23 protein-coding genes are annotated in these 21,261 nt (G+C 66.1%); 15 read left to right on the forward strand and 8 right to left on the reverse strand.

What is annotated here, in order from left to right; all coding sequences use genetic code 11:
• The first annotated feature begins 93 nt into the window (after positions 1-93).
• Genes hemB through V7066_RS12030 form a run of 4 tightly spaced genes read left to right on the forward strand, consistent with a single transcriptional unit; the run spans position 94 to position 2,564 of the window.
• Positions 94-1,092 carry a porphobilinogen synthase gene (hemB, locus tag V7066_RS12015; protein ID WP_334183266.1) on the forward strand — a complete coding sequence of 333 codons (999 nt, stop codon included), beginning with the start codon at positions 94-96 and terminating at the stop codon, positions 1,090-1,092.
• Between the two features lies 1 nt (position 1,093).
• Entirely contained in the window at positions 1,094-1,669 is a 576-nt protein-coding gene (locus V7066_RS12020; RefSeq protein ID WP_334183267.1) for a GNAT family N-acetyltransferase, read from the forward strand.
• Between the two features lie 23 nt (positions 1,670-1,692).
• Positions 1,693-2,256: a gamma carbonic anhydrase family protein gene (locus V7066_RS12025; protein WP_334183268.1), complete on the forward strand. Its 564-nt coding sequence runs from the start codon at positions 1,693-1,695 to the stop codon at positions 2,254-2,256.
• Positions 2,256-2,564: a DUF167 domain-containing protein gene (locus V7066_RS12030; protein ID WP_334183269.1), complete on the forward strand. Its 309-nt coding sequence runs from the start codon at positions 2,256-2,258 to the stop codon at positions 2,562-2,564. Before V7066_RS12025 ends, V7066_RS12030 begins: the two co-directional genes overlap by 1 nt.
• Here the strand turns inward: V7066_RS12030 and V7066_RS12035 are convergent.
• The 5 genes from V7066_RS12035 to V7066_RS12055 form a co-directional block, all read right to left on the reverse strand.
• Positions 2,561-2,956: a group II truncated hemoglobin gene (locus V7066_RS12035; RefSeq protein WP_334183270.1), complete on the reverse strand. Its 396-nt coding sequence runs from the start codon at positions 2,954-2,956 to the stop codon at positions 2,561-2,563. The genes V7066_RS12030 and V7066_RS12035 overlap by 4 nt on opposite strands.
• Before the next feature lie 68 nt (positions 2,957-3,024).
• Positions 3,025-4,620, reverse strand: coding sequence for a cisplatin damage response ATP-dependent DNA ligase (locus V7066_RS12040; protein ID WP_334183271.1), 1,596 nt, complete (start codon positions 4,618-4,620; stop codon positions 3,025-3,027).
• A 72-nt stretch (positions 4,621-4,692) separates the two neighbouring features.
• Positions 4,693-5,697 (reverse strand): ligase-associated DNA damage response exonuclease, encoded by a 1,005-nt coding sequence (locus V7066_RS12045; protein ID WP_334183272.1) that lies wholly within the window; start codon positions 5,695-5,697, stop codon positions 4,693-4,695.
• A 90-nt stretch (positions 5,698-5,787) separates the two neighbouring features.
• Entirely contained in the window at positions 5,788-8,154 is a 2,367-nt protein-coding gene (gene clpA, locus V7066_RS12050; RefSeq protein WP_334183273.1) for an ATP-dependent Clp protease ATP-binding subunit ClpA, read from the reverse strand.
• A gap of 147 nt (positions 8,155-8,301) precedes the next feature.
• Entirely contained in the window at positions 8,302-8,532 is a 231-nt protein-coding gene (locus tag V7066_RS12055) for a DUF1192 domain-containing protein (RefSeq protein WP_334183274.1), read from the reverse strand.
• Between the two features lie 89 nt (positions 8,533-8,621).
• On the opposite strand from V7066_RS12055, the gene V7066_RS12060 reads away from it, so the two are divergent.
• Positions 8,622-9,623 carry an NAD(P)H-quinone oxidoreductase gene (locus V7066_RS12060; RefSeq protein ID WP_334183275.1) on the forward strand — a complete coding sequence of 334 codons (1,002 nt, stop codon included), beginning with the start codon at positions 8,622-8,624 and terminating at the stop codon, positions 9,621-9,623.
• Positions 9,624-9,775: 152 nt separating this feature from the next.
• Positions 9,776-10,492: a DUF1013 domain-containing protein gene (locus V7066_RS12065; protein WP_334183276.1), complete on the forward strand. Its 717-nt coding sequence runs from the start codon at positions 9,776-9,778 to the stop codon at positions 10,490-10,492.
• Between the two features lie 96 nt (positions 10,493-10,588).
• Here V7066_RS12065 and V7066_RS12070 read toward each other — a convergent pair whose 3' ends face one another.
• Together V7066_RS12070 and V7066_RS12075 are read right to left on the reverse strand one after the other, a co-directional pair.
• Positions 10,589-11,014, reverse strand: a complete 426-nt coding sequence (locus V7066_RS12070) for a bactofilin family protein (RefSeq protein WP_334183300.1) — start codon at positions 11,012-11,014, stop codon at positions 10,589-10,591.
• 4 nt (positions 11,015-11,018) lie between these two features.
• On the reverse strand, positions 11,019-12,161 hold the full coding sequence (locus tag V7066_RS12075) for a M23 family metallopeptidase (protein WP_334183277.1): 1,143 nt from the start codon (positions 12,159-12,161) through the stop codon (positions 11,019-11,021).
• A 313-nt stretch (positions 12,162-12,474) separates the two neighbouring features.
• Between V7066_RS12075 and V7066_RS12080 the strand changes: the two genes are divergently transcribed.
• The 9 genes from V7066_RS12080 to V7066_RS12120 all read left to right on the forward strand — a co-directional run bounded on the left by V7066_RS12080 (position 12,475) and on the right by V7066_RS12120 (position 20,195).
• Complete coding sequence (locus tag V7066_RS12080; protein ID WP_334183278.1) at positions 12,475-13,776, forward strand: glutamate-5-semialdehyde dehydrogenase; 1,302 nt, start codon at positions 12,475-12,477, stop codon at positions 13,774-13,776.
• Positions 13,777-13,793: 17 nt separating this feature from the next.
• Positions 13,794-14,501, forward strand: coding sequence for a nicotinate-nucleotide adenylyltransferase (locus tag V7066_RS12085; protein ID WP_334183279.1), 708 nt, complete (start codon positions 13,794-13,796; stop codon positions 14,499-14,501).
• A gap of 114 nt (positions 14,502-14,615) precedes the next feature.
• Entirely contained in the window at positions 14,616-15,014 is a 399-nt protein-coding gene (gene rsfS, locus V7066_RS12090) for a ribosome silencing factor (protein ID WP_147216180.1), read from the forward strand.
• A gap of 136 nt (positions 15,015-15,150) precedes the next feature.
• A complete protein-coding gene (locus V7066_RS12095) occupies positions 15,151-15,576 on the forward strand; it encodes a 23S rRNA (pseudouridine(1915)-N(3))-methyltransferase RlmH (RefSeq protein ID WP_334183280.1) in 426 nt (141 codons plus the stop codon).
• Positions 15,577-15,676: 100 nt separating this feature from the next.
• Positions 15,677-16,906, forward strand: a complete 1,230-nt coding sequence (locus V7066_RS12100; RefSeq protein ID WP_334183281.1) for a murein hydrolase activator EnvC family protein — start codon at positions 15,677-15,679, stop codon at positions 16,904-16,906.
• A 160-nt stretch (positions 16,907-17,066) separates the two neighbouring features.
• Complete coding sequence (locus V7066_RS12105) at positions 17,067-18,461, forward strand: S41 family peptidase (protein ID WP_334183282.1); 1,395 nt, start codon at positions 17,067-17,069, stop codon at positions 18,459-18,461.
• A gap of 11 nt (positions 18,462-18,472) precedes the next feature.
• A complete protein-coding gene (locus tag V7066_RS12110; RefSeq protein ID WP_334183283.1) occupies positions 18,473-18,961 on the forward strand; it encodes a disulfide bond formation protein B in 489 nt (162 codons plus the stop codon).
• The gene (locus tag V7066_RS12115; protein WP_334183284.1) at positions 18,958-19,473 is read left to right on the forward strand and encodes a demethoxyubiquinone hydroxylase family protein; all 516 of its coding nucleotides are present in this window, start codon (positions 18,958-18,960) and stop codon (positions 19,471-19,473) included. Before V7066_RS12110 ends, V7066_RS12115 begins: the two co-directional genes overlap by 4 nt.
• A gap of 116 nt (positions 19,474-19,589) precedes the next feature.
• Positions 19,590-20,195 (forward strand): hypothetical protein, encoded by a 606-nt coding sequence (locus tag V7066_RS12120; RefSeq protein WP_334183285.1) that lies wholly within the window; start codon positions 19,590-19,592, stop codon positions 20,193-20,195.
• Positions 20,196-20,341: 146 nt separating this feature from the next.
• On the opposite strand, the gene V7066_RS12125 is transcribed toward V7066_RS12120, so the two are convergent.
• Positions 20,342-21,172 carry an oxidoreductase gene (locus V7066_RS12125; protein WP_334183286.1) on the reverse strand — a complete coding sequence of 277 codons (831 nt, stop codon included), beginning with the start codon at positions 21,170-21,172 and terminating at the stop codon, positions 20,342-20,344.
• Positions 21,173-21,261 lie beyond the last annotated feature (89 nt).

Raw genomic sequence — 21,261 nt, forward strand, 5'->3', positions numbered from 1 at the left:
GACAGGCTCAGCCTGAGCGGGCCTTAAAGAGTATCCCTCTAGGACAGTCCGTCACATTGAACCCACCGGACTTTTCCGGCAATCACACCGGCCATGACCGGAGCATATCCCCACACCCGCCTGCGCCGCGCGCGCGCCACGGCCTGGAGCCGCGCCATGCACCGCGAAACGGTGCTCACCCCCGCCGACCTCATCTGGCCGGTCTTCGTGACCGAGGGCGAGGGCGTCGAGCAACCGATTTCCTCGCTGCCCGGAGTCTCGCGCTGGTCGGTCGATCTTCTCGTCGAGCGGGCGAGGGAAGCCGCGGATCTCGGCATTCCCTGCCTCGCCCTGTTCCCCGATACCCAGCCCGAACGCCGCAGCGACGATGGCGTCGAAGCGCTCAATCCCGACAACCTGATGTGCCGTGCGCTGCGTGCCATTCGTGCGGAACTCGGCGACCGCATCGGCCTGCTGACCGACGTGGCGCTCGATCCTTATACCAACCACGGCCAGGACGGGCTGCTGGGCGAGGACGGCTATGTCCTCAATGACGAGACGATCGAGGTGCTGGTCGGCCAATCGCTGAATCAGGCGCGGGCAGGGGCGGACATCATCGCCCCGTCGGACATGATGGACGGCCGCATCGGCGCCATCCGCGATGCGCTGGAGGACGAGGGTTTCGTCAACGTCCAGATCATGAGCTATGCGGCGAAGTACGCCTCTGCGTTCTACGGCCCGTTCCGCGATGCGGTGAACACGCGCGGCCTGCTGAAGGGCGACAAGAAGACCTACCAGATGGACCCGGCCAACACCGAGGAAGCGCTGCGCGAGGTCGAGCTGGATCTGGCCGAGGGCGCCGACAGCGTCATGGTCAAGCCCGGCCTGCCCTATCTCGACATCGTGCGCCGGGTGAAGGAGACGTTCGAGGTTCCCGTCTTCGCCTATCAGGTCTCCGGCGAATACGCGATGATCGAGGCGGCAGTGGCGGCCGGGGCGGCGGACCGTGACGCCATGGTGCTGGAAACTCTGCTGGCCTTCAAGCGCGCGGGCTGCTCGGGCGTGTTGACCTACCACGCGGTTCACGCCGCGCGCTTGCTCCGAAAGGCATGACATGACGGACTTCCGCTTGGAGACCGATCGCCTCGTGCTGCGCAACTGGCGGCCGGGCGATATCGCGCGCTTCGCGGAAGTCACCAATACGCCTGAAGTCATGCGCTGGCTGGGCGGCGTGATGGACGTGGAGCGGCTCGCGACTTTTGAAGGCCGCATAATGGGCTTTCATGAAAGCTACGGCCACACCTTCTGGATCGTCGAGCGCAAGGCCGACGGCGGCGATCTCTCCGGCGAGATGCTGGGATTCTGCGGCCTCAAGAAGATCGACGCGCCGGGGGCTTCGTTCCTCGGCGCGTTCGAGATCGGCTGGCGCCTGCGCAGCGATTCGCACGGCAAGGGCTACGCGCGGGAAGCCGCCACGGCTTCGCTCGATGCCGGTTTCGACCGGTTCGACGCGGAGGAAGTGTTCGCCATCACCGTGATCGAGAACGCGCCGAGTTGGGGCCTGATGTGCAGGCTCGGTATGCGGCGGCGCGAGGAACTCGACTACGACGACGTGCGTTTCGAGCCGCCGCTGCGCCGCACTATCGTCTATTCGATTACGCGCGAGGAATGGGCCGCGCAGCCGCGCTGACGGGCGCGGCGGGGAGAGCTACAATGAGTCAGGACCGAACCGATATCACCGTGGCAGCCTTCCACGGCAAGGCGCCGCGCATTCACTCCAGCGCCTTCATCGCGCCGGGTTGCCGTATCATCGGCGATGTCGAGATCGGGCCGGACGTCAGCATCTGGTACAACTGCGTGATCCGCGCGGACGTGAACCGCGTGGTCATCGGCGCGCGGAGCAATGTGCAGGACGGCTCGGTGATTCACTGCGACAGTCCCAAGCCGTCGCGGCCTGACGGCTATCCGACCCTGATCGGCGAGGACGTGCTGATCGGGCACATGGCCATGGTGCATGGCTGCACGCTGGAAGACCGGGCTTTCGTCGGTCTCGGGGCGATCGTCATGGACGGCAGTCATATCGAGTGCGACGGCATGTTGGCCGCCGGGGCGCAGCTTACCGGCAAGCGTATCGGTGCGCGCCAGCTCTGGATGGGGCGCCCGGCAAAGTATTTGCGGGATCTCGACGAAGCGGCGATGGCGGGGAACCGGGCGGGCGTTGCAGGCTACGTCGTGAATGGCCGCCGTCATGCCGAGGCCTTGGGCCTGACCGGCTGATGGCCAAGGCGAAGATTGCGCTACCGCCGATCGAAGCGATGCGCGGCTTGGTCGATGGGGAAGGGCGCTTGGCGGTTCGCGTCACGCCCGGCGCGAAAGTCGAGGCGGTGGAGATCGTCGGCGACCGCCTCCAAGTGAAAGTCCGCGCCAAACCGGAAGACGGCAAGGCCAACGACGCGGTCCGCAGTCTGCTGGCGGCGGCGCTGGATGTCGCCGCTTCCCGCGTCGAATTGCTGCGCGGAGCCACATCTCGCGAAAAACAGTTCCACGTGGAACTTCCTCCCCGGAGCGGAGAGGGGAAGGATTAGCGCGCCATGCTTCGGGCCATGCGAGTCAGGACGTCTGTCATGGCCTGAGCCACGTTGGCGGGTTCCGGCGCGACGTCTGCGATCGCCCGCGCCATGGCATCCGCCCACTGTTCGGCGGTGGCCCGACTAATCGCAAAATCCCGGTGCAGGCTCATCATGCACTTGCCGGGATTGGCTTCGAACCAGTCGCGCGGGCCGCCGGCCCAACCGGCGAGGAAGCGGGGCAACGAACGGCGCATGGGTTCCAGATCCTCGGCATGCATCGCGCGCAGTTCCGCATAGGCAGGATCCTGCTCCATCAGGTCGTAGAAGCGATGGGCGATGGCTTCGAACACGGGCGCACCGCCGAGCAGGTCGTGCGGGGTGGCGGGAGCTTCGGTCTGTGTGGTCACGATTGGGATTCTCTCAGGCGCAGGAAAGTCTTCCTAGCCTATCTGTTCCACGTGGAACTTGATCGCGGTCAATCCCGGACCATGGCCTTGAGGGTTTCGATCCGGTCGGCTTCGTGCGCGGGCTTGTCCATGCGGATACGGTGGATTCGCGGAAACCGCATGGCAAGGCCGGACTTGTGCCGCTTGCTGAGGTGAACGGAATCGAAGGCGACTTCCAGCACCAGCGACTTGTCCGTCTCGCGCACTGGTCCGAAACGGTTGACTGTGTGATTGCGGACGTAACGATCGAGCCATTTCAGTTCCTCATCGGTAAAGCCGAAGTAGGACTTGCCGACCGGCAGCAGCTCGGCACCGGAGTCTGGATCACCGTCCCAGCAGCCGAACGTGTAGTCGGAATAGAACGAGGACCTTTTGCCGCTGCCACGCTGGGCATACATCAGCACGCAGTCGATCAGCAGTGGATCGCGCTTCCACTTGTACCAGAGCCCGGTCTTGCGCCCTGCGACATAGGGACTGTCCCGGCGCTTGAGCATCACGCCCTCGATGGCGTTGTCCCGTGCGCCTTCGCGGATCGTGGCAAGCTGTGCGAAGTCCGCTGCCGGGATCACGGTGCTCAGGTCGAAGTGCTCGGGATCGAGGCGCGCGGCGAGCGTTTCCAGCCTTGCCCGGCGCGCATGCCAGGGGAGGGGGCGCAAGTCCTCGCCTTCGACGATCAGCGCGTCATAGAGGCGCACGAAGGCCGGATAGTCCGCCAGCATCTTCTTCGATACCAGCTTGCGGCCGAGTCTCTGCTGAAGCGCATTGAAGCTGGCCGCGCCGCCTTCCTCGCCGCCCTGATGGACGCCCCGGACCAGCAGTTCGCCATCGAGCACCGCGTCTATCTGAAGTGCGGCGGCGATCTCGGGGAAGGTGCCGGAAATATCGTCGCCCGAGCGGGAGTAGACACGCGTGTCCCCGGCAACCCGGACCACCTGCACGCGGATGCCGTCCCACTTCCACTCGGCGGCATAGTCGGCAAGGTCTAGTTGCGTGTCCTCCAGCGGATGGGCGAGCATGAAGGGACGGAACAGCGGCAGGTCCTCGGACGAAGGTGCCGCCGCGCCGTGCGCCGCCCAGTCGAACAGGGCGAGATAGGGTGGTTGCTGGCCGTGCCAATGCTCCTCCACGTCCTCCACCGACACGTCGAAGGCCTGCGCGAAGGCGGTCTTGGCAAGGCGGGCGGAGATGCCGATCCGCATTGCGCCCGTCGCCAGCTTGAGCAGGGCATAGCGTCCTTCTGCATCGAGGCGGTCGAGCAGGTGGGGTAGGTCCGTCATGACATTGGCGCGGGTCATGCGGGCGAGGGCGTCTACCGCTTCGCCCACGGTGGGGGGCGATTCCGCGATCTCTTCGGGATTGGGCCAGAGCAGGCTGGCGGTCTCTGCCGAATCGCCCACATAGTCGCGGCTCAGCGTCCAGAGCATCGGGTCGATCCGTTCGCTCATCAGGTTGCGGATCGTCGAACTCTTTACGGCGGGAAAGTCCAGGCCGTCGGTCAGTGCGGCCAGGGCCCATCCGCGATCGGGGTCGGGAGTCTCGCGCAGATAGTCGGCCAGGAGTTTCAGTTTGGCGTTGCGGCTGCGGGTGTAGACCAGCGCGTCCAGGAGGGCGGCGAAGCGTTCCATTAGAACAAAAAGGAAGTCCTGGGGGATGATCCCCCAGACCCTCGGAATGGCGGCCCGGCGCGCGCAGAGGCGTTAATCATCTTCATCCTCGTATCCTACCAGGGCGAGGGCGCGTGCCCGGCGTTGATTTAGCTGGCACCACCGCAGCATGGCCTCTTCGCGGCCGTGGGTGATCCAGGTCTCGGAGGGATTCACATCGATCACGGTTTGCGTCAGTTCGTCCCAGTCCGCATGATCGGAGATCACCAGTGGCAGTTCGACCATGCGCTGCCGGGCGCGCTGGCGCACCCGCATCCAGCCCGAGGCCATGGCGGTGACCGGATCGGGCAGGCGCCGGCTCCAGCGGTCGTTGAGGGTCGAGGGCGGTGCGATCACCACGCTTCCGACGAGGTCGGTTTTCTCGGTCTCGCTTACCAGGCGCAGTTCGCCGAGATCGACGCCGAGATCCTCATAGAGACGGCACATGCGCTCCATCGCGCCGTGGAGGTAGATCGGTTGCAGGTGACCGGCGCGGCGCAGTTCGGCGATCACGCGCTGGGCCTTGCCGAGCGCATAGGCACCCACCAGCACGCAGCGTTCGGGATTGGCGGCGAGGGCCGATAGCAGCTTGGCGATCTCGTGCTCGACCGGGGGATGGCGGAAGACCGGCAGGCCGAAGGTCGCCTCGGTGATGAGAACATCGCAGGGAGTCACTTCGAAAGGCGGGCAGGTCGGATCGGCGCGGCGCTTGAAGTCGCCGGTGACGACGATGCGCTCGCCGGCATGTTCGAGGAGAATCTGCGCCGAGCCGAGGACATGCCCGGCGGGGATGAACGTGGCGGAAACGCCGCCCCGGAGGTTCAGCGTTTCGTTATAGGCGACCGGCACCGCGCCTTCGGATGTAGCATAGCGCAGCTTCATGATCGCCAACGTTTCCGGCGTGGCCACCGTCTCGCCATGACCGCCGCGGGCGTGGTCGGCGTGGCCGTGAGTCACCAGGGCGCGATCGACCGGGCGGGAGGGGTCGATCCAGCAATCGGCGGGGACGACGTAAATCCCCCAGGGTTCGGGTCTGATCCAGGAGAAATCGCGGGCCATGCATGAAAAATGGGGCGGGAACCGCGTGGTTCCCACCCCATCATCGTTTCGATCGGACATTTCGGCCCGGTGTTTCGAATCCCGGGGAGATCAGTCGTCCGCGTTGGCTTCCGGCTGCGGGCCGGGCTTCTTGGAGGACTTCTTCACCGGAGCCTTCTTCTTGCCGACCACCTTGGGCGCGGCCGGAGTCAGTTCGAAGTTCAGCCCGTCGTCCTTGACGGAAACATGCACTTCGCCGCCATGGTTCAGCTTGCCGAACAGCAGTTCCTCGGCCAGCGGCTGCTTGACCTTCTCCTGGATCACGCGGCCCATCGGGCGCGCACCGTAGAGCTTGTCGTAGCCGCGATCGCCCAGCCAGGTCCGTGCATCGGAGTCGAACTGGATGTGGACGTTCTGGTCGGCCAGCTGGAGTTCCAGCTGGAGGATGAACTTGTCGACCACCCGGCTGATCGTGTCCTTGGCGAGGTAGGCGAAGGGCACGATGGCATCGAGACGGTTGCGGAATTCCGGCGTGAACATCTGCTTCACCGCCTCGTCCCCGGCATCCGCCTTGGACGTGTCGCCGAAACCGATGCCCTGGCGGGCCATGTCGGACGCGCCCGCATTGGTGGTCATGATCAGGACCACGTTGCGGAAGTCCACGGTCTTGCCGTGGTGGTCGGTCAGGCGGCCGTTGTCCATCACCTGCAGCAGGATGTTGAACAGGTCGGGGTGGGCCTTCTCGATTTCGTCCAGCAGCAGCACGCAGTGCGGATTCTGGTCGATCGCGTCGGTAAGCAGGCCGCCCTGGTCGAAGCCGACATAGCCCGGAGGTGCGCCGATCAGGCGGCTGACCGAGTGACGCTCCATATATTCCGACATGTCGAAGCGCTTCAGCTCGATGCCCATGATCGAGGCGAGCTGGCGGGCGACTTCGGTCTTGCCGACGCCGGTGGGGCCGGAGAACAGGAACGAGCCGATCGGCTTGTCCGGATCGCGCAGGCCCGCGCGGCTGAGCTTCATCGCGGTGGAGAGGACGCCGATGGCCTTGTCCTGCCCGAACACGACGCGCTTGAGGTCGCGTTCGAGATTCTCCAGCGCCTTCTTGTCGTCGGAACTGACCGACTTGGGCGGGATGCGCGCCATCGTGGCGATCACGGCCTCGATCTCACGGGCGGTGATCGTCTTCTTGCGGCGGCTGGGGGGCACCAGCATCTGCATTGCGCCCACTTCGTCGATCACGTCGATCGCCTTGTCGGGCAGCTTGCGGTCGTTGATGTAGCGCGCCGAAAGCTCGACCGCGGTCTTGATCGCGTCCGGCGTGTACTTGACCTTGTGGTGTTCCTCGAAGGCCGAGCGCAGGCCGCGCAGGATCTTGATCGTGTCTTCCACGGTGGGTTCGTTCACGTCGATCTTCTGGAACCGGCGCAGCAGGGCGCGGTCCTTCTCGAAGTGGTTGCGGAACTCCTTGTAGGTGGTCGAACCGATGCAGCGGATCGTGCCGCCCGACAGCGCGGGCTTCAGCAGGTTCGAGGCATCCATCGCACCGCCGCTGGTGGCGCCGGCGCCGATCACCGTGTGAATCTCGTCGATGAACAGGATCGCGTGCGGCATCTTCTCCAGTTCGGAGACGACCTGCTTCAGGCGTTCCTCGAAGTCACCGCGATAGCGGGTGCCGGCCAGCAGGCTGCCCATGTCGAGCGAGTAGATCACCGCTTCGGCCAGGACTTCGGGCACTTCGCCCTCGACGATCTTGCGCGCGAGACCTTCGGCGATGGCGGTCTTGCCGACGCCGGGATCGCCCACGTAGAGCGGGTTGTTCTTCGAGCGGCGGCAGAGAATCTGGATCGTGCGGTCCACTTCGGGGCCGCGGCCGATCAGCGGGTCGACCTTGCCGTTCAGCGCCTTCTCGTTGAGATTGACGGTGAACTGGTCGAGCGCCGAATCCTTCTTGCTGGCGTTCTTGGCCTCGGCCTTTTCCTCGGGCGTTGGGGCGTGTTCCTCGGCACCCTTGGCGTTCTTGTCTTCCACGCGCTTGCCGCCCTTGCCGATGCCGTGGCTGATGTAGCTGACGGCGTCGAGGCGGCTCATGTCCTGCTGCTGCAGGAAGTAGACGGCGTAGGAATCCCGCTCGGAGAACAGCGCGACCAGCACGTTGGCGCCGGTTACGGTGTCCTTGCCCGAGGACTGGACGTGCAGGATGGCGCGCTGGATCACGCGCTGGAAGCCGGCGGTGGGGGCGGGATCGCCCTTTTCCTCGGTCTTGAGCGACTGGTATTCCTGGTCGAGATACTGACGGACCACGTCACCGAGGTCGCCAAGCTCCACGCCGCATGCCTGCATGACCTGTGCCGCATCCGGATCGTCGATCAGGGCGAGCAGCAGGTGCTCCAGCGTGGCATACTCGTGGCTGCGCTCGGAAGCGTGCGACAGGGCCGAGTGCAGTGTCTTTTCCAGGCTTTGCGCGAAACTTGGCATCTAGAAAACTTTCATCTGGAAGGGGGACTCTCCTTGCCCGAAACCGGGCGGATGAGTTTTGGGAGGGCTGGGGTTCATTTCATATATAGGGACGCTCCGGAGGGTTGCGAGGGTGGTGTGAAAGGGTTGGGTTCAGAATGACGCCGGTCATGCTTGATCCGGCCTGAATGGGGGCTTGAACAGCGCCTCAGCCGCCAGCATGTGCGCCGAGGCCTTCTGGCGATGCGCCTTGATCCGTTCGATTTCCGATTCGAGAAGCGCGACGCGTGCATCGAGTTCGTCCAGCGAAAAGCGATCCAGGCTTTCGCTGGCGAGAAGGCTGGCAGCTCCGAAGTTTCCTTCGGTTGACCGCCGCCGCGGTCGATCGTCCTCGTCCATTGCACCGCAGCATCGGACTGTACTTTGGCCCTGTCAATGGCGAGAAAATATGTTCCACTTCAAAGTGGGACTGTGGCAACAGGGCAGGCATGTCAGCTAACGCACCGAAAACCATGACCGCGATCGGCTTCGATGCCCCCGGCGGTCCCGAGGTTCTCCAGCCCATGACCGTCGCGGTTCCCGTGCCGGGACCGGGCGAGGTGCTGATCAAGGTTGCCTTCGCCGGCGTCAACCGGCCCGACGTGGTGCAGCGGCAGGGCAAGTATCCGCCGCCGCCCGGCGCCTCGCCGCTACCGGGACTGGAAGTTTCCGGACAGGTTGTGGCTCTGGGCGAAGGGGTGACGGAGCTGGAGCCGGGCCAGAAGGTCTGCGCGCTGGTGGCCGGTGGCGGTTATGCGCAATATTGCCTCGCGAAAGTCGACGCCTGCCTGCCGGTGCCCGATTCGCTGTCTCTGGACGAAGCGGCGGCGCTGCCGGAGACTCTGTTCACCGTCTGGCACAACGTTTTCGAGCGGGGTTGGGCGCGGGACGGGGAGACCATCCTGATTCACGGCGGCACCAGCGGCATCGGCACGATGGCGACGATGCTCTGCCGCCAGTTCGGCCTTACCGTGATCGTCACTTGCGGTTCGCCGGACAAGTGCGCCCGCGCGCTGGAGATCGGCGCGGATCACGCGATCGACTACAAGGCGAGCGACTTCGTGGAGGAAGTGGCGCGGATCACCGGGGGCAGGGGCGTCGATCTGGTGCTGGACATGATCGCGGGCGACTATGTGGCGCGCAATCTCAAGTGCCTGGCGCCCGACGGCCGCCATGTCACCATTGCGGTGCAGGGCGGCGTGAAGGCGGAGGTCAACATGGCCGTGGTGATGACCCGGCGCTACACCCTGACCGGATCGACCCTGCGGCCGCGCACGGATTCGTTCAAGGCGCTGCTGGCGCAGGAGATCCGCGCAAATGCCTGGCCGCTGTTCGAGGACGGGGTTCTGCGCCCGGTCATGGACACGCGATTCCCGCTGATCGAAGCCGCCGCGGCCCATGCCCGGATGGAAGCTGGCGACCATGTCGGCAAGATCGTTCTGGAAATCTGATCGCATTCGGTCGAATCGTGGCGGCGCTGCGCAGAACAGAGTTGCCGAAAGCAAGGCTTTTGCTTGCCGAATGGACAAAGTTTCCCTAAATCGGCTCTGTACGGCCGCTCCGCGAAGGGGCGGCCCTTATTGTTTCCGCCGGAGATAGAGACATGAGCCAGCCCACTCCGCTGATGCCGCACGCGACCGCCTCGTGGCTGGTCGACAGCACCGCGTTGACCTTCGAGCAGATCGCAGAGTTCTGCGGCCTGCACATGCTCGAAGTGCAGGCGATGGCCGACGATCTGGCATCCAGCAAGTATACCGGACGCGATCCCGTGCGTTCGGGCGAACTGACCATGGAAGAGATCGAGAAGGGCCAGGCAAACCCGGAGTACAAGCTCCGCATGCACAAGGTTCCGGTCACCTCCAACCGCACCAAGGGCCCGCGCTACACGCCGGTCTCGAAGCGCCAGGACAAGCCGGACGGCATCGCCTGGATCCTGCGCAACCACCCCGAGGTTTCGGACGCGCAGATCGGCAAGCTGATCGGTACGACCCGTAACACGATCGCCGCGATCCGCGACCGTTCACACTGGAACATCGCGAACATCACGCCGAAGGACCCGGTCACGCTGGGCCTGTGCTCGCAGCGCGAACTGGACTTCATCGTCTTCAAGGCTGCCAAGAAGGCCGGTATCCAGGACGAAGGCCAGAACGACGAACGTCTGACCGACGATCGCGACGCCCTGATCGAGGAACTGCGTGCCGAGCGTGAGGCCGCTTCGCGCGCCGCCAGCGAAGCCGCGCAGGAAGCCGAAGTCGCCGCATGGCTCGAAGCCAAGCGCGCCGCAGAGGCTGCCGAAGCCGCCGGGGAAAAGGGCGAGTAATCGCCTCCCGGCAGCCCCTCCGGCAGTTTTTCCGAACACAAAAAGGCCCGCGACAGTCACCTGTCGCGGGCCTTTTTGCTGATTGGCGGAGCCGATTTACTCGGCGGCGATGACGACTTCCGCCTCGCTGCTCGAACCCGCGTGGGGCAGGCGGGCGAGGGCCGGGGGCATCTGGCCGCCGTTGGGGCTGAGGCGGCCTTCGAGGCGCGCGCCCTGCTCGATGGTGAGCGCGTCGTAGGCGACGTCGCCGATGATCTGCGCGCTCTTGAGGATCACCACTTCGCGGGCGGCGATCGTGCCGCGCACGATTCCGGCGATACGGACCGATTCGGCGGAGATTCCACCGGCGATCTCGCTGTCCTCGCCCTGGACCAGGGCTTTGCAGGTGATGTCGCCGATGACGCGGCCGTCGATGTGGAGATCGGCCGAGGCTTCGACATTGCCGGTGAGCGTGATGTCGTTGCCGAGCATCGAGAAGCCCGAGGTCGGGCCGGTGCGGTGGCTGGAGAAGTTCTTGACCATGGTGTTATCGGGCTTCTTGCTGAACATTGCGGGCGGCCTCCAGGAAGGGGCGCGGATTCATCGGGCGATTGTTGACGCGCACTTCGAAGTGGAGGTGCGAGCCAGTGGAGCGGCCGGTGCTGCCCATCGCGGCGATGCGGGTGCCCCCGTCCACGTCCTGGCCGACGCGAACGCCGAATCCGGAAAGGTGGCCGTAGCGGGTCATCAGGCCATTGCCATGGCTGATCTCGATGCAGTTGCCATAGCCCTGGCGCTGGCCCACGAACGTGACCTTGCCCTTGGCGGCTGCGTAGATCGGTGAGCCCATCGGGCCGGGGAAGTCGAGACCGGCATGGAACGCGGCGCCCCCGGTGAAGGGATCGGAGCGATAGCCGTAGCTCGAAGAAACATAGGCGACGTGGGCAGGCTGGACCTGCGGAATCGAGGCGAGGCCGTTTTCCAGCGCGTCCATGCGGGCGAGGCTGAGGCCGAGGCGCTTGAAGCTGGGGTCCAGCGAACCGTCGGCAGCAGTGGCGAGACTTTCGAGCGGACCACCTTCGGCAACCTTGGAGCGGGCACGGGCCAGCATCGGGCCGGGGTTCAGGCCGAGCTTGCGAATGGCGTCGGAGGCGAGGGCGGCGCGGCGATCGGCGTAGCGGGTCAGGCGTTCGACGAAGGCGCTCTGGTCGGCTTCGATCCGCGCGAGCTTGTCCGCTTCGGGCAGGGCGGCGCTGATCTTCTTGGATTCGGGTGCGGCGGTCTGGGCGTCTGCTGCGTTGGGGGCGCCGTTCTGGGCCTCGTCGGGCAGTTCGCCGATATGGGCATCCACCATCTTTTCGATGAACTGCTGGCGGCGGGCGAGACTGGCGACGGTATCGTCCAGGTTTTCGCGGTAGCGGCGGACCTGCCCGGCGGCGTCGGCCACTTGGGCCTCGCGGCTGGCGAGCGCGGCCTGTTCGCTGGTTGCGGAGAACTGGGAGACGGCCATCGCGCCCATCGACACGCACCAGGCGCCGAGCAGCGACACCGCGACGCCGGCAGCGGCCTTCTGCATGCGCGACGAAATGCGGATAAAGCGGACCTGCCCGTGAGATCGCATGATGAACTCGCGATCCGGGAACGCCGCCTTGAGACGCTTGCTGAGCGTCCCGGCAGATGTGAGTTTCAAAACGACCCCGCGTAAATTTCTTTCGGCCCGCGACGAACGCGACTGGCCTGACCCGGACTGGCGAGCTAGCAGGAGGCTTGCGCCAAGGCGAATCGGCTGGCCGTGACTCCCTGCGGAATCCGGCTGAATCGAACCATGCTTGCGATGAGCTGAGGAACTTGTGCCAATTGTCGGCTGAGCCGTTCATCTCCCGTTTCGGGTGATTCGCCGAAAAAGCACGGTTTTAAAATGGCTTGGCAACTGCGTTCAAAACCGTGCAGTACGCTCGGCGGTGATCGGTGACAGTGCTGTACAAGGGTGCTAGGCCGAATCCATGACCGTGCAGACCACTCTTGCCGCAGAGGCCCTCGAGGGTACTCTCAACGAGACTCCCGAAGCGCTCGTTGCCCGCCTGGCCGTCAATGGCCGCGCTGCCCAGCGCGTGCTGGCCCGCCTGAGCGATGCGCAGAAGGCGGAGGCGCTTCGTGCCGCCGCCGCCGCGCTGCGGACGGCGGAACCGGCGATCCTCGCCGCCAATGCGCAGGATGTTGCGGCGGGTGAGGCGAAGGGGCTGACCGGGGCCATGCTCGACCGTCTGCGGCTCGATTCCGCGCGTCTGGCCGGGATCGCCGATGCCGTGGAGCAAGTCGCGGGTCTGCCGGATCCGGTCGGGGAAGTGATTTCCGAAAGCGAGCGGCCCAACGGCCTGAAGCTGTCGCGCGTGCGCATTCCGATCGGGCTGATCGGCATCATCTACGAGAGTCGCCCCAATGTCACCGCCGATGCCGCGGCGCTCTGCCTGCGCTCGGGCAACGCGGTGCTGCTGCGCGGCGGCAGCGAGGCGCTTCATTCCAACCGGGCGATCCTGGCGGCGATGGTGTCTGGCCTCGAACAGGCAGGGGTGCCCGGCGCGGCGGTCCAGCTCGTGCCGACGCAGGACCGCGCGGTGGTGGGCGCGATGCTGACGGCGGCCGGACTGATCGACATGATCGTGCCGCGCGGCGGCAAGAGCCTCGTCGCCCGCGTCCAGGCCGATGCCCGGGTGCCGGTGCTCGCCCATCTCGACGGCATCTGCCATACTTACGTCCATGCCTCGGCGGACCCCGAGATGGCGCGGGGAATCGCGGTCAACGCCAAGCTGCGCCGCACCGGAATCTGCGGGTCGATGGAGACCCTGCTGCTCGACACCCAGTTCCCGGCCTCGGCCGAAGTGGTGAAGGCGCTGGCCGATGCCGGTTGCGAACTGCGCGGCGATGCCCGTGCACAGGCGCTCGACCCGCGCGTCCTGCCTGCCGGCGATGAGGACTGGGATACCGAATATCTCGATGCCGTGCTGTCGGTGGCGGTCGTCGACGGGCTGGATGCGGCGATGGACCATGTCGCGGCGCACTCCTCGCACCACACCGATGCCATCATCGCAGCCGACCCGGCAGCGGCGGAGCGGTTCCTCGCCGAAGTCGACAGTGCGATCGTCATGGTCAATGCCTCCAGTCAGTTCGCCGACGGCGGCGAATTCGGGCTGGGTGCAGAGATCGGCATCGCCACCGGCCGCCTCCATGCGCGCGGCCCGGTCGCGCTCGAAGGGCTGACGACCTATAAGTGGCTGGTGCGCGGCACCGGGCAGGAACGCCCCTGAGCGCGAATCTTTCGGGCATGAACGGCGCGAATCGCAGTGGGCCGATCGTCGGCCTGCTCGGCGGCAGTTTCAATCCGGCCCATGGCGGGCACCGGCGCATCAGCCTTTTCGCAGCCGAGGCGCTGGGGCTCGACGAAGTCTGGTGGATGGTTTCGCCGGGCAATCCGCTGAAGGCGAAAGCCGGGATGGCCCCGCTTGCCGCGCGGGTGCTTTCGGCGCAGCGGCAGGCCCGCCGCGCGCCGATCCGCGTCACCGCGATCGAGCGCGAACTGGGTACGCGCTATACCGTCGACACGCTGAAAAAGCTGGTCCGGCGCTATCCGAAACGGCGCTTCGTATGGCTCATGGGAGCCGACAATCTGGCCCAGTTCCACCAGTGGAAAGACTGGCGAACCATCGCTCGACTCATGCCGATTGCGGTAATCGCCCGTCCGGGGTATGATGGCGCTGCCCTCGCGAGCCCCGCGATGGTCTGGTTGGGGAGGTTCCGGAGGCCCCGTCCCAGTCTTCGTGGTCCGGAAAGGTGGAGCGCACCCGCGCTGGTGACATTGCGATTCGACCCCGATACGCGGTCGGCCACGGCGATACGCCAGGCCGATCCGGAGTGGGCCCGGAAGCTGATGAACAGGCTTTCGCAGGCTGACTCGGAACGTGTCGAATACCGGGATTCCGGATCGCTGAGAGATAACGTCACCCACCGCCCGATACCCGGAGATTGTGCGTGAGCAGGCTGCCAGCCTCTCGTTCGCATGCCCGGAAATCCAACGATCAGATCGCGCGCGGCAAGGCTTTTAAAGCCTGGCCGGGTCGGTCGCTGAAAGGAGCAGACCCTACTTAAGATGCCACAGGCACAGATACAGCCGGCCGAAACCGGCGCAACGCCCCTCGCCACGGTGGAGTCAGACGACCCGCAATTGGCGCTCGTCCTGCAGTCCCTGGATGATGACCAGGCGCAGGACATCGTGACCATCGATCTTGCCGGCAAGTCGACGATCGCCGAATTCATGGTGATCGCTTCCGGTCGCTCGACCCGCCAGGTGGCGGCGATGGCCCAGAAACTTGGCGAACGCCTCAAGCACGGCGGCTTCGGCCATTCCCGTATCGAGGGCCTTCCGGCAGCCGACTGGGTGCTGGTCGACGCAGGCGGCGTGATCGTCCACCTCTTCCGTCCGGAAGTGCGCAGCTTCTACAACCTCGAGAGGATGTGGGGCTTCGACGGACCGTCCGGCGCGGCCTGAGCTGCGTCCGGAAGGCGGAAGTACGGACCAACCCGGCCGCGTGCGTGGCCGGGCTCCGACCGGATATCGCGGCGCGCCGCCACAGCTGCGCCCCGTGATGGCCGGGTTTTTCGCGCCGTGAACCTGCACTTTTCACATGCTTCTTCACATCATTGCCCGCGGCAAGATCGCGCGCTCGCCGGAAGGGGAGCTGCTCGATCGCTATGCCAAGCGCCTGACCTGGCCGTTCCGGCATAGCGAACTGCCGGACGTGGGCGGCAAAGTGCCGCCGCCGGTGCAAACCCCGTTCCGCGAAGTGCTGCTCGACGAGCGCGGCAAGGCGATGAGTTCCGAGGAATTCGCCGCCCTGCTCGGGCGCTGGCGCGATGAGGGCGTGCGCGAATGCCGCTTCCTGATCGGCGCCGCCGATGGTCACGGCGACGATGCCCGTGCGCGGGCTGACCACCTGCTCTGTTTCGGCAAGATGACCTGGCCGCATCTCATGGCCCGTGCCATGCTGGCCGAGCAACTCTGGCGTGCGACGGCGATTCTGGCGGGGCATCCCTACCACCGCTCCGGGTGATTCCTCTGGGATGGACTTGGCTGCAAGCTTTCCTCTTTTCGCCGGACTCGCGCTGCCCTAATCACCCCGCGTGAAGCCTGCATCCCGCAACCTTCTGATTATGGCCTCTGCCGCATTTGCGGTCGGCCTTGCCGCGCTCGCGGGGGAGGGGCTGACGCAGCCTAGTACAATGGCGGGCGCACTGGCGGTGCTGGATCCGGCGGTCGATGCCACCCAGGCGCAGCGCGACATGATCGCGTCCCGGCGCGAGAGCGATGCCGCGCGCCGCCGCGCCGAGAAGCTGGAAGTCAGGGCGCGCGAAGTTACCGAGCAGGCCGAAAAGACCGCGCGGGAGACCGCCGCCATCGCCGCGCGCATCCAGGAGACCGAAGCCGCGATCGCCGCGCAGCGGGCCAAAGTGCATCTGATCGCCATCGAGCGGGTCGATTTGCGCGAACGTCTTGCTGAAAAGCAGGCGCCGCTGGCGCGCCTTACCGGCTCGCTTCAAAGATTGTCGCGGCGCCCGCCGCTGCTGGCGGTGCTGCGTCCGGGGTCGGTGCGCGATGCGGTCTATCTGCGGGCCTTGCTCGATACGATGATGCCGCAGGTCGAACGCCGTACCCGCGGCCTGCGCGCCGAGATCGAGCGCGGCCGCATGCTGGAGCAGCAGGCCGTGGCCGCCGGACACCAGCTTGCCCAGATGGAAGGCGAGATGCGGGAGCGGCGCCAGGCGCTGGCGATCCTCGAATCGCGCCAGCGCCTGGCCGGGCGCGAGGCCAGCGGCATCGCCGCGCGCGAGGGTGAGCGCGCGCTGGCATTGGCCGAAAAGGCCCGCGACCTCGGCGATCTCGTCGACCGGATGGGCGAGCAGGGCGCCTTGCGCGAACAGCTTGCGGCGCTGCCGGGGCCGACGATGCGCCCGCCGCGCCCGGAAGAGACGCGGGTGATCGATGCCTCGCAATTCGTGCCGGTCCCCGAGGGGCTGGCCAGTTACATGCTGCCCGTCACCGGCCGTCTGGTGACCGGCTTCGGCGAAGTCCTGCCGGGACAGGCGCCGTCGCGCGGGCTTTCGCTGGCGACGCGGGCGAGCGCCCAGGTGGTCGCCCCGGCGGCGGGCCGGATCGCCTTTGCCGGTCCTTACCGGGGCTATGGGCAGATCGTCATCGTCGAGCACAAGGGCGGCTGGACCTCGCTGGTGACTGGGCTGACCCGGCTCGATGTCGAAGTAGGCAGGCAGGTCGTGGCCGGAGCGCCGATCGGCACGACGGGACCCAGCGATCCGCGCGTCATGGTGGAGCTGCGGCGGCAGGGCGAGGCGGTGAATCCTCTACAATATATCCGTTCGCTGTAAGGATCACCGCCGCTTCATTCCCGCCCCGTTCATCCCCGATCCACTATTCGCGGACAGAATCCCGTGTTCTTGGCAATTGTGCAGGCGGTCCTGTAGGATTACAGTCAGGAATTCCCCCGGTCCCCGGCCGGTGCGACCTACGAAAAGGCCTTTAAGCCCGATGAAATTCGCTCCCCTGATGCGCGCTGCCCTGCTGGTGTCGGCCGTTGCCGTCCTTCCCGCGGCGACGTCCGGTCTTGCCGCGGTGGACAGCCGCGTGAATCCCGAATTCAGCAAGCTTTTCACGATCTACGAACTGGTCAAGGCCAACTACGTCGACCAGGTCGACGACGACAAGCTGATCAAGGGCGCGATCGACGGCATGCTCGCCAGTCTCGATCCCCACTCCAACTACCTGGACGGCCCTTCGCTCCAGCGGCTGGAGACGATGATCGACGGCAACTACACCGGCCTCGGCCTCTCGGTGGTCGAGGATGACGGCGCGGTGAAGATCGTCTCGCCGTTCAAGGGCAGCCCGGCGGAAAAGGCCGGACTCAAGGCGGGCGACTACATCACCCACCTCGACGGCGTGCTCTATTACGAACGCGACCTCGACGAGGCGGTGTCGAAGATGCGCGGGCAGGCGGGCACCTCGATCCGCCTGACGATCTATCGCCCCGGCCGCGACAAGCCCTTCGACGTCACCGTGACGCGCGGCGTGATCGAACTGGAGCCGGTCACCTGGGAACTGAAGGACGACGTCGGCGTGATCTCGGTGAACGAGTTCTCGCGCGATGTCGGCAACTTCGTGAACAAGGGCATTGCCGACCTCAAGAAGCAGGCCGCGACCAAGGGCACCAAGCTCGACGGTCTGGTGCTCGACTTGCGCTCGAACCCCGGCGGCTCGCTGGACGAGGCGGTGGCGCTTTCGGACCTGTTCCTCGACAAGGGCGTGATCGTGTCGCAGCGCGGCCGGATCGCCAGCGAGAACCAGTATTACCGCGCCGAATCCGTATTCAAGGGCGATGTCGTGAAGGACATGCCGATCGTCGTGCTGGTCGATGCAGGTTCGGCCTCGGCCTCCGAGATCGTCGCGGGCGCGCTTCAGGACCAGCACCGCGCGGTCGTGATGGGCGAGCGGACGTTCGGCAAGGGTTCGGTGCAGTCGTTCATCCAGCTCGACAAGAACAGCGCCGTGAAGCTGACCACGGCGCGTTACTTCACGCCCTCCGGCCATTCGGTGCAGGAAGGCGGCATCCTGCCCGACATCAAGGTTCCGCAGCTGTCCGACCCGGATGCCCGCCTGCGCGCCGAGCGTGCCGTGCGTGAGTCCGATCTTCGCGGCCACCTCATCAACGAAGCCTCGCTGGACGACAAGGAACTGGAGACCGACAAGGCGGCGGATCCGCGCTTCAAGGCTTCGGCCGAGGACCTGAAGAAGCAGGGCATCACCGACTTCCAGCTGACTTACGCGGTCGACACGCTGCGCCGCACCGTCGGCAAGCCCGCGCTGGCCCGCTACACGGCCCCGGCGGCAACCGTACCGGCCGCTCCCAAGACCGCGCAGAAGGACTGAGGCTGCCCGTAATGACAGTTGCCGTTGCCGCTCCCCTGCGCGCCGCTCGCGCACTTGCGCTCGCCGTCCCCGTGGTCCTGCTCGGCGGGGCCTATGTCAGCCAGTACGTCTTCGGGCTTCACCCTTGCGAGATGTGCTGGTGGCAGCGCTATCCGCACATGTTCGCGATCGTCTTCGCGGCGCTGGCCTTCTTCTGGCGGCCGGTGCGTCCGCTGGTGGCGGTGGCGGCGCTCGCCGTCCTGACTTCGGGCCTGATCGGTGGCTATCATGCCGGTGTCGAATACGGCTGGTGGCAGGGCATGACCGCCTGCACGTCCACACCCTTCGCGGCGGGCGTCGATCCGATGGAGGCGATCCTCAACGCCCCGGTGATCCGCTGCGACGTTGCCCCCTGGACGCTCGGCGGCATTTCGCTGGCGGGCTTCAACTTCCTGATTTCCACCCTGGGTGCGCTGGCCGTGTTCGGCCTCGTCGCCCGCAGCCGCAAGGTTCCGTCATGACATCATCGAAGGCCGCGCGGATGATCCGGGTCGACCAGGCCGGTGAATTCGGTGCCACGCGAATCTATGCGGGCCAGCTCGCGGTAATGGGCGCGCGGGCACCGCACTCGACCGAGATCGCCGGGATGGCCGAGCAGGAGGCCGAGCACCAGGCCCGGTTCGACGCCATGCTGGCGGAGCGTGGTGTGCGGCCGACGCTGCTCCAGCCCGTCTGGTCGGTGGCCGGCTATGCGCTGGGCGCGGCGACGGCGCTGATCGGCCCGGAAGCGGCCATGGCCTGCACCGCCGCGATCGAGACCGAGATCGACCGCCACTATACCGAGCAGATCGAGGACCTTGGCGACGAGGACCCGGAACTGGGCGGGGTGATCAGCAAGTTCCGCGACGAGGAGCGGGAGCACCGCGATGCGGCTCTGGCGGCAGGGGCAGAAAAGGCACCGGGCTATCCGATCCTGTTCAATGCGATCCGGCTGGGTTGCCGCGTGGCGATCAAGCTCTCGGAAAGAATCTGAAATCCGGACGTTATATTGTCGCCCAAGAAGGGCGGCATGATACCTTGAGATACTGTTCGAGGCGGCGAGACCCTATATCGGTCCTGCCAAGACCTCGACCAAGCTGGAGCAATCCCATGACGCGCCTCCTGACCACTGCCGCAGCCATCGCCACGTTCGGCCTGGGGCTGACTCTCGGCGCGCTGCCCGCCGCTGCCCAGACGTCCTCTTCGGCTGCCGAAGATTCGGGCTCGGGCGACGATAAGGTGAACCAGCTCATCATCTACGGTGACGACCCTTGCCCGGCGTCGAGCGGCGGCGAGATCACCGTCTGCGCGCGCAAGGCCGAGTCTGAACGCTTCCGCATTCCCGAGCCGCTGCGCGGCATCGACCGCCCGCAGTCGGAAGCCTGGACCAACAAGGTGCAGGCCTACGAGACGGTCGGCGCCTTCGGTAACATGAGCTGCTCGCCGGTCGGTGCAGGCGGCGCTTCGGGCTGCACCCAGAAGCTGATCAACCAGGCCGCTGCCGAGCGCAAGAACGGTTCCGAGGTCCGGTTCAGCGAACTGATCCAGGCCGAGCGCGAGAAGCGCCTCTCCACCATCGACGCCGATGCCGCCGCGCAGCAGAAGCGTGTCGAGGAAGCCGAGAACGCCTATTTCGAGCAGCGCAAGCGCCAGGAGGCCGAAGCGGACGCCAAGGCCGATGCCACCGCCGCGCCGCTGCCCCAGCCGAAGCGGTAAGGCGGTTAGGGCGGCCTCAGTCTGAACTGGGCTTCGCGGATCATCTGTCGTCATTGCGAGCGTAGCGAAGCAATCCAGAGTCGTGCAGGACCGCCCTGGATTGCTTCGCTACGCTCGCAATGACGAGCAAGGAGGCCGGGCGTTTCTCAGACCGGTTCGAATGCGGTGGAGAGCGACAGCGCTTCCCATTCATCCATCTGCTTGCCGACGAAGCCGATCTGGTCGCGGGCATAGTGCAGCGCGTCCTCGCCGAGGAACAGGTGCAGCGGCGGTTCGGCCGCATCCAGCGCGGTGAGGATCGCTTGCGCGCCGCGGGCCGGATCGCCCTTTTCGGCACCAGCGCCCTCGGTCAGGCTGCGGCGGGCGAAATGGGCACCGTCCTCGTAGTCGGCGATGTCCCTTGCGGCGACCCTGAGGCCCGAGGCGGCGAAGCCGGTACGAAAGCCGCCGGGGGCCACGTTGGTCACGCGGATGCCCATGGGCGCCACTTCCTGCGCTAAAGTCTGCCCCATGCATTCGAGCGCATACTTGGTCGCCCCATAGATGCCCGTGCCCGACCACGGTGCATGACCGGAAACCGAGGTTACGTTGACGATGTGCCCGCTGCGCCGTGCGCGCATGGCGGGGAGCACGGCCTGAATCATGCGGACCGCGCCGAACAGATTGATATCGAACAGGGCCTTCGCCTCGTCGATGGAGACTTCTTCGACGGCGCCGACCAGTCCGTAGCCGGCATTGTTGAGCAGGCGGTCGATCCCGCCGGTCAGTTCTTCGGCTTTGGCGACGGCGGCCTGAACCGATGCCTCGTCGGTGAGGTCGACGGTCAGGACATGGGCGCGGCCCGGTGCGAGGCCTGCGAAGGCGGCATCTCCGGCGCTGCGGGTAGTGCCTACCACCGTATCTCCGCGCGCCAGTGCCGCCTGTGCCACGGCGCGGCCGAGGCCGCCGCCGATGCCGGTGATGAGCCAATTCGTCATGCTTCGTATCCCTTCGGATTGGGCGTATGGTTTCCGGGGCCGGTGCGGTTCCGGTCAAGCATCAGATTAGGGGGAGGGCCGAGCGGCGC

Source organism: Novosphingobium sp. (genome assembly GCF_036820275.1).
In the GTDB taxonomy this organism is placed as follows: Bacteria; Pseudomonadota; Alphaproteobacteria; order Sphingomonadales; family Sphingomonadaceae; genus Novosphingobium.

What these genes read in the sequence shown, in the direction of transcription:
- hemB (WP_334183266.1), top strand. Translation starts at nt 94, where the DNA reads ATGACCGGAGCATATCCCCACACCCGCCTGCGCCGCGCGCGCGCCACG.
- V7066_RS12020 (WP_334183267.1), top strand. Translation starts at nt 1,094, where the DNA reads ATGACGGACTTCCGCTTGGAGACCGATCGCCTCGTGCTGCGCAACTGG.
- V7066_RS12025 (WP_334183268.1), top strand. Translation starts at nt 1,693, where the DNA reads ATGAGTCAGGACCGAACCGATATCACCGTGGCAGCCTTCCACGGCAAG.
- V7066_RS12030 (WP_334183269.1), top strand. Translation starts at nt 2,256, where the DNA reads ATGGCCAAGGCGAAGATTGCGCTACCGCCGATCGAAGCGATGCGCGGC.
- V7066_RS12040 (WP_334183271.1), bottom strand. Translation starts at nt 4,620, where the DNA reads ATGGAACGCTTCGCCGCCCTCCTGGACGCGCTGGTCTACACCCGCAGC.
- V7066_RS12045 (WP_334183272.1), bottom strand. Translation starts at nt 5,697, where the DNA reads ATGGCCCGCGATTTCTCCTGGATCAGACCCGAACCCTGGGGGATTTAC.
- clpA (WP_334183273.1), bottom strand. Translation starts at nt 8,154, where the DNA reads ATGCCAAGTTTCGCGCAAAGCCTGGAAAAGACACTGCACTCGGCCCTG.
- V7066_RS12055 (WP_334183274.1), bottom strand. Translation starts at nt 8,532, where the DNA reads ATGGACGAGGACGATCGACCGCGGCGGCGGTCAACCGAAGGAAACTTC.
- V7066_RS12060 (WP_334183275.1), top strand. Translation starts at nt 8,622, where the DNA reads ATGTCAGCTAACGCACCGAAAACCATGACCGCGATCGGCTTCGATGCC.
- V7066_RS12065 (WP_334183276.1), top strand. Translation starts at nt 9,776, where the DNA reads ATGAGCCAGCCCACTCCGCTGATGCCGCACGCGACCGCCTCGTGGCTG.
- V7066_RS12070 (WP_334183300.1), bottom strand. Translation starts at nt 11,014, where the DNA reads ATGGTCAAGAACTTCTCCAGCCACCGCACCGGCCCGACCTCGGGCTTC.
- V7066_RS12080 (WP_334183278.1), top strand. Translation starts at nt 12,475, where the DNA reads ATGACCGTGCAGACCACTCTTGCCGCAGAGGCCCTCGAGGGTACTCTC.
- V7066_RS12085 (WP_334183279.1), top strand. Translation starts at nt 13,794, where the DNA reads ATGAACGGCGCGAATCGCAGTGGGCCGATCGTCGGCCTGCTCGGCGGC.
- rsfS (WP_147216180.1), top strand. Translation starts at nt 14,616, where the DNA reads ATGCCACAGGCACAGATACAGCCGGCCGAAACCGGCGCAACGCCCCTC.
- V7066_RS12095 (WP_334183280.1), top strand. Translation starts at nt 15,151, where the DNA reads ATGCTTCTTCACATCATTGCCCGCGGCAAGATCGCGCGCTCGCCGGAA.
- V7066_RS12100 (WP_334183281.1), top strand. Translation starts at nt 15,677, where the DNA reads ATGGCCTCTGCCGCATTTGCGGTCGGCCTTGCCGCGCTCGCGGGGGAG.
- V7066_RS12105 (WP_334183282.1), top strand. Translation starts at nt 17,067, where the DNA reads ATGAAATTCGCTCCCCTGATGCGCGCTGCCCTGCTGGTGTCGGCCGTT.
- V7066_RS12110 (WP_334183283.1), top strand. Translation starts at nt 18,473, where the DNA reads ATGACAGTTGCCGTTGCCGCTCCCCTGCGCGCCGCTCGCGCACTTGCG.
- V7066_RS12115 (WP_334183284.1), top strand. Translation starts at nt 18,958, where the DNA reads ATGACATCATCGAAGGCCGCGCGGATGATCCGGGTCGACCAGGCCGGT.
- V7066_RS12120 (WP_334183285.1), top strand. Translation starts at nt 19,590, where the DNA reads ATGACGCGCCTCCTGACCACTGCCGCAGCCATCGCCACGTTCGGCCTG.
- V7066_RS12125 (WP_334183286.1), bottom strand. Translation starts at nt 21,172, where the DNA reads ATGACGAATTGGCTCATCACCGGCATCGGCGGCGGCCTCGGCCGCGCC.